General features: G+C 67.0%; 4 protein-coding genes. 1 reads left to right on the top strand and 3 read right to left on the bottom strand.

The window, feature by feature from the left end:
- Positions 1-71: 71 nt before the first annotated feature.
- Entirely contained in the window at positions 72-914 is an 843-nt protein-coding gene (locus tag VFE28_00210; GenBank protein ID HZM14396.1) for a DUF3050 domain-containing protein, read from the bottom strand.
- Positions 915-1,235: 321 nt separating this feature from the next.
- Between VFE28_00210 and VFE28_00215 the strand changes: the two genes are divergently transcribed.
- Positions 1,236-4,661, top strand: a complete 3,426-nt coding sequence (locus VFE28_00215; GenBank protein HZM14397.1) for a DNRLRE domain-containing protein — start codon at positions 1,236-1,238, stop codon at positions 4,659-4,661.
- Positions 4,662-4,682: 21 nt separating this feature from the next.
- Here VFE28_00215 and VFE28_00220 read toward each other — a convergent pair whose 3' ends face one another.
- Positions 4,683-5,627 carry a 2-dehydropantoate 2-reductase gene (locus tag VFE28_00220; protein ID HZM14398.1) on the bottom strand — a complete coding sequence of 315 codons (945 nt, stop codon included), beginning with the start codon at positions 5,625-5,627 and terminating at the stop codon, positions 4,683-4,685.
- A gap of 4 nt (positions 5,628-5,631) precedes the next feature.
- On the bottom strand, positions 5,632-6,099 hold the full coding sequence (locus VFE28_00225) for a VOC family protein (protein HZM14399.1): 468 nt from the start codon (positions 6,097-6,099) through the stop codon (positions 5,632-5,634).
- Positions 6,100-6,451: the final 352 nt, after the last annotated feature.

Raw genomic sequence — 6,451 nt, forward strand, 5'->3', positions numbered from 1 at the left:
GACCGAGACAGCGGTGCACTGCCTCGACGAGGGAAGTGAACGCCGTTGTCAGGCAGTGGCCCAGGCCGTGACTAACCGTGGACGCGCCGCCGTGCCTTCCGCGCCACCGGGGCCGTGGCTCGCCGCCGACGGCTGCGACGCTTGGCCGACTGGATTTCCTCGAGCACGCCGTCCCAGAGTTGCATGCGCGAACGGAGCGACTGCAGCGCCACGTCGGCAGCTTCCTTGTGGTAGGTGCGGTTCCGCTGGCAGAGCATGGTGGTCATGTGTCGCGCCAGAGGCCCATGGCTCTCGCCATCCACCTCGATGTGACGATCGATGTAATAGACGAAGCGCTCGAGTTCGGAGCTGGATTCCTCGTGCAGGCGGTTGACGAAGGCTCGGAACATGTCGGGGATGATGTCCTCGCGACCGTAGAAGAACGCTGCGGCCACGCAGTGGGGCTTCCCCGAAAGCGCTACGTCCATCGTGTTCCGCACGAACTGTCGGACGAAGTCGGGGACCTTGGCCGCGTCTAGTGCCCGACTCCAATGCGCCGAGGCCTGGAGCTCCGCCATGAAGGCCTCCACCGGTCGCAGATCGGCGCCGCAGTCCTTCATGGCCGCGCAATAGAGTTCGAAGTGGCTGGCATAACCACGACGCCCGTCGGCATCGGATTCCTCCTCCACGACGATTTCGTTGATGAAGCGGCGGATCTTGGCGTTCCCCACCGGCACCCAAGGGACCTGCACGCAGGTGGTGGTGCGCTGCAGCGCCTTCAGCAGGGACATGAAGTCCCACACGGCGAAAACATGGTGCTTGGCGAAGATGCGGACGGAAGCCAGGGAATCGAGCTCTGCGTACAGGGGATGGGTGACCAAAGCCTTCCGCATGCCGGTGATCCGGACGTACGGCGAATCAGCCGAGATGGGCACGATCGCACCTTCCTGGTTCGAGGTCCTCCGCGACCCCAGTGCCCCCCGGCGCTGGGACGCAGGGAGGGGAATAGGCCGCTGGCTGGGCGGCTCCCTTGGGCTGGCGTCGAGGCTTCCGAGCGGGTCGCGAAAACCCTAGCCCCTGGGGCTTGCTGGCGTCAACGCGCACGGCCCTTTCTTGGGCGATTTGCCCCAGACCCTCCTCGAGCAGTCGAAAAACGACATGCATCGAGTGGTTGCAATCTCTTCATCCCACGAATGTCCTATCATTACTAGATAGTCCCCCGTTGCAGACAGTTCTCCGCTCCGGAGGCCACACCCATGGGTGCCGCCCGGGTCCTTCGTCAGTTCTTGGCTTGGACGGTTGGCGCGCTCGGGGTCGCGGCGCCGGAGCTCGCCCCAGCCGCGGTGACGACGCTCGTGCCCACGGACGACACCTACGTCCGCGGCGGGCCCACGGCGAACGACAATTTCGACGCCGACACAATGCTGCGGGTCAAGAACGGCGCCGGCGAGGACAACGATCGCGAGACGCTCATCCGCTTCGACCTCAGTGGGTTGCAAGGTGCGGTGGTCTCCGCCACGTTGCAGCTCTACTGCAAGGGTTTGTCCAACGGCAGTCCGACTTCCGTGTACACCTACTCCGTCGCGGTGGACTCGTGGACGGAAACCACGGTGACCTGGAACACGCGGCCCGCCGCCGTGAGCCTCCTCTCCTTCCGCGGCGATATCGCCACCGTCGGGCAGATCTATCCCTTCAATGTCACCTCCTTCGTCGCCCAGCAGAACGGCGGCGACCGCATCGTCTCCTTCCTCCTCCGGGACGACGGGGAAGTCAAGAGAGTGGCCGATTTCGACCGGCGCGAGGATTCGCATCCACCGACGCTCGTCATCGAAACGAGCCAGACCTACTCCCTCACCGCCCAGACGCTCGGCTCGGGTCAGGTGACGCTCTCGCCCGACGGTGGTGTTTACCTCACTGGGACGGTGGTGACCTTGACGGCGGTCCCCGGGCCGGGCTGGCAGATGTCGTCGTGGGCCGGAGACTTGAGCGGCAGTGCCAATCCGGCGCAGCTGACCATGGACACGAACAAGACGGTCTGGGCGACGTTCACCGAGATCCCGCGCTACACGCTGACGGTGCAGACGAGCGGCCTCGGGACGGTGGCTCTCTCTCCGTCGGCTCCCAACTATCTGGCGGGAACCTCGGTGAGCCTCACCGCGACACCGGGCCCCGGCTGGTCCTTCGACGGTTGGAGCGGCGATCTCCAGAGCACAGCCAACCCCAGCACGATCGTCATGAACGCGGCGAAGACCGTCACCGCCTCCTTCCACGCCGCTCCTGCCACCCCCAGCGACATCGTCCTGGAGGAAATCGCCTCCGGCGGCTCCACCGCTTCGACGCTCGTCGAGACGGCGGCTCCACTCGCCGGCATCGATGCGAACCTGTACCTGGCGGCGGTCACGACGAAGCCGCACCGGACCGTCAACTCCATCATCGGTCTCAATCTCACCTGGACCCTGGTTGGCTCGCAGTGCTCCGGGCGGGGCGAGTCCGGCGTTTCCCTGTGGATGGCCCTGGGGAACAAGGTCACCGACGCCACCGTCGTGCAGGCCGTCCTCGCCGCCGCCGCCGACAACGCAGTCGTGGTGGTGAGCCGCTGGTCCGGCGTGGACCGGGTGCAACCGCTCGGCACCCTCGTGGCGGGGAACAGCAACGGCATCGGCGGCGCGTGCAACGGCGGCATCGACGCCACCACCTACTCCGTCGCCATTCCCGATCCGGGAACCGACAAGCTCGTCTTCGGTGTCGTCGCGCACCGCGAGGCGACGCACGTGCCCGGAAGCGGTTGGACCGAGAGAACCGAAGTGAGCCAGGGGAGCGCTGGTTCGCGCGCAGCGCTCTCCCTGGTCGATCATGCCGGCGCTGGGGCCCCGAGCGCCCTGGCCGGATCCTTCAATCTCCTCGCGGACTGGGCGGCGCTCGCGGTGCAGGTGCGGCCTGCCTATGCACAGACCCTGTCGCTTTCCACCACGGGTCTGGGAAGCGTGGCCCTCTCTCCACCAGGGGGCCTGTATGTCGACGGTGAACTGGTGTCGTTGCAGCCGGTGCCCGCCTCGGGATGGTACTTCACCGGTTGGAGCGCGGATCTCTCTGGCGCCTCCAATCCGATGTCTTGTCTGGTGCGGAGCGACCTCGACGTCGCTGCCCTGTTCAGCACGGTGCCGCATTACGACCTCGCGGTCACCGTCCAGGGCAGTGGCCACGTGGTGGTGTCGCCGCCGGGAAGGCGTTTCGCCCAAGGCAGCACGGTCGGCCTCATGGCGGAGGCGTTCCCGGGCTGGATCTTCTCCGGCTGGGGTGGCGACGCGGTGGGCAGCAGCCCCAGCCTGGCGCTCCCCATGCAATCCAACCGCAACGTCATCGCCTACTTCCAGTTCGTCGGCGTCCCCGTCGCCGCGGGTCTGTGGAGCTCGGCGGCGGAGCTGGCCACGGCGCCGCTCCAGGGCACTGCCTGGGTGCAGGTGCTCGCGGGGGCAGACCAGGTCTTCTTCCCGCCCAACCCGGCGAACCAGGACAGCCCGAACAATGTCAATTGCCTGGCCGCTGGCATCGTCTTCGCCCGCACCGGGAACACGCTCTACCGCGACCGGGTGGTCCAAGCCTTGGACTACCTGCCGACGCTCGGGAATCCCGGCGACAACACTCTCGCTTGGGGGCGCGAGCTCGGCGCCTACGTCCTCGCTGCCGATCTGGTGGGTTATCGAACCACCGCCTTCGACACCTGGTTGCGCGCGATGGCGGAGACCTATGTCGGGCTCGACCACCGCACCCTGTTGGAAGCGGTGGAGGAACGTCCGAACAACTGGGGCATGTACGCCTTCGGCAGCTTGGCCGCGGTGTATGCCTATCTGCACGACGACGCCAAGCTGCTCACGGTCCGCAACCTCTGGGTACAGGGGGTGACGGGCACGCCAGCGCAGGGACAATTCGGCGATCTCTGGTGGCAATTCGATCCGGCACGGCCGCGCATCATCAATGCGGCCCGCTCCACTTTGCAGGGGGTCGACATCGATGGCGCCATCCCGGACGACGTGCGCCGCGGCGGCGCCTTCGCGATCCCGCCGATCTACACCAACTATCCCTGGGGTGCGCTGCAAGGGATGGTCATGGCGGCGCGCATCCTGGAGCGCTACGACCCCAACCTTTCCATCTGGAGCATCGGGGAGAAAGGGATCTACCGCGCCGCGAGCTTGCTGCAGGAGCGCTGGCAGCAGCAGTTCAGTGGTTGGAAGGCGACCGGCGACGACCGTTGGCTGCTCCCGTTCCTCGACGGGGCGTACGGCACGCATTGGGCCTCGGGTGCGGTGGACGAGTCACGGGCGGGGAAGAACGCGGGCTGGGCGTACGTGCTCCTCGGCGGTAGCGGTGGCGGCACGACGTCGACGGCACCCTGGGAGAACACTCTTCCTTATCGTTTGTATCCCAGCACACCGAATCCGTTCTCCCGCAGCGCCTCCATCCGCTTCAGCGTTCCCCTCGCCGGTCCGGTGCGCGTCGTCATCTACGACGCCATGGGGCGTCGCGTGGCGACGCTCCTCGACGGCACTTGCCCGCCGGGCATGCATGCCTTGCACTGGGATGGCATCGATGCCGCAGGTCGTCCGGTGGCACGCGGCATCTACTGGTGCCAGCTGCAGGCCGGCTCGCACCGCGAATCCATCCGCCTCACGCTCTTGCATTGAACCTTCGGCCCAGCGGCCGCTTCACAGCCTGAACGCGATCTCCTTCCGGGCCCGGCGTTCGACTGGCAGCAAGCTCGAGTAGATGAAGCCATGCACCGGGGTTTCGATCCCGAAGCGCTCGGCCATCCGCACCACGGCGCCATCGTGGGCGTCCAGCTCCGACCTTCGGCCTTCCATGAGGTCGCGCTGCATCGAGGCGGTTCCGTCTGCCGGGAGTCCGTCGATGAAGGCGAGGGTTTCCTCGATCGCCGCCGCCGGCAGCGCGATTCCCGCCGCGTTGGCCACCGCGTGGATCTCACGCAGCGACTCCTGCAGGAGCCGGCGCGTTTCGGGGAGGCTCCGCACCACGCCGATCGGAGCGCGCGCCAAGGCCGCGAGCCCACCCCAGGAAGCGATGAAGAGGAATTTGCGCCACATCGCGACGCGGATATCGGCAGGGATTTCGACGGCGACACCACGGGCGCGTGTGAAGACGGCGCGTAGGCGCTCGACGCGCGCGCTCCGCGCGCCGTCCATCTCGCCGAAGGCGATGCTGGGGGCGACGCCGGTGTGGCGGACGAGCCCCGGCGCAGCGACGAAGCTGATGATGCGGCAGAGCCCGCCCAGCACGGTCTCGGGGCCGAGCGCCTGGCGCAGGAGGTCGGGGGCGTCCACGCCATTCAGGAGCGGGACGACGATCGTATCGCGGCCCACGAGGGGCCGCATCGTCCGCGTCGCCTCGGCCAGCTGCCAGGTCTTGACGGCGACGAGGACAGCGTCCACCGCCCCGACGGAGGCCGGGTCCGCGGTGGCATGCGCCGGTTGCAGCACGAAGTCTCCGGCGACGCTCTCCACCTGGAGGCCGGTCGTGCGCAGGGCCTCCAGATGGGCACCACGGGCGATGAAATGCACCTCTTCGCCTGCCTCGGCGAGGCGACCGCCGAAGTAGCCGCCCACGCCGCCGGCGCCGAGCACGGCGATCCGCACGCCTTCAGGACCCCGGTTTCTGCATCGCTGCGAAGCGCCGCTGCATTTCCTCCGGCGAGACGTCTTCGACGTGCGTCGCGATCGACCAGACGTGGCCGAATGGGTCGGTGACGGTGGCCATCCGATCGCCGTAGAACTCGTTCTTGGGCGGCCGCGTCACCTGGGCGCCGGCGGCGACGGCGCTCTTGAACACCGCGTCCACGTCGTTGACGTAGAGGACGATGCTCACCGGTGTGCCGCCGAGCGCCTGCGGCCCGCGGTAACCCATCTCGGGCGCCTCGTCGGCCAGCATCACCACGGAGTTACCAATTTGGATCTCTGCATGCATGATTCCACCACCAGGAGCGTCCATACGGAAACGCTCCTTGGCGGCGAAGGCTTGCCGATAGAACTCGAGCGCACGCGACGCCCCCTGCATGACCAGATAAGGCGTAACGGTGCTGTACCCATCGGGAATCGGCTTCACGGGCATTGCCTCTCTCCTCGGTTACCTCGGTACCCCATGGATTGCACTGGCGATGCCCGCGGCGGCAAATCGCTCTCGGGAGCGGGCGGAGTCGCAATCTCCGTCGCAACCAACGCCGTGTGGATTCCAGGCAAAGGCTAGTCGTACCACGCGAGGTCGTCAACGCCTCCAGACGACGAAGCGCCTGGAACGCCACAGGATCTTCGCTGCATGCTGCAGAGCATCCTCTGCTTTCGTCTGTCAGCTTCCTTGCCTAAACTGCGCTGGGAAGCTCGCCCCCTCGGGTGCGAGCGAATTACGAAGGGTGGATCTCCATGGTTCGAGTGCTCGTGAGCACGACGCTCCTCGTGCTCCTCAT

The organism is Candidatus Krumholzibacteriia bacterium (assembly GCA_035649275.1).
In the GTDB taxonomy this organism is placed as follows: Bacteria; Krumholzibacteriota; Krumholzibacteriia.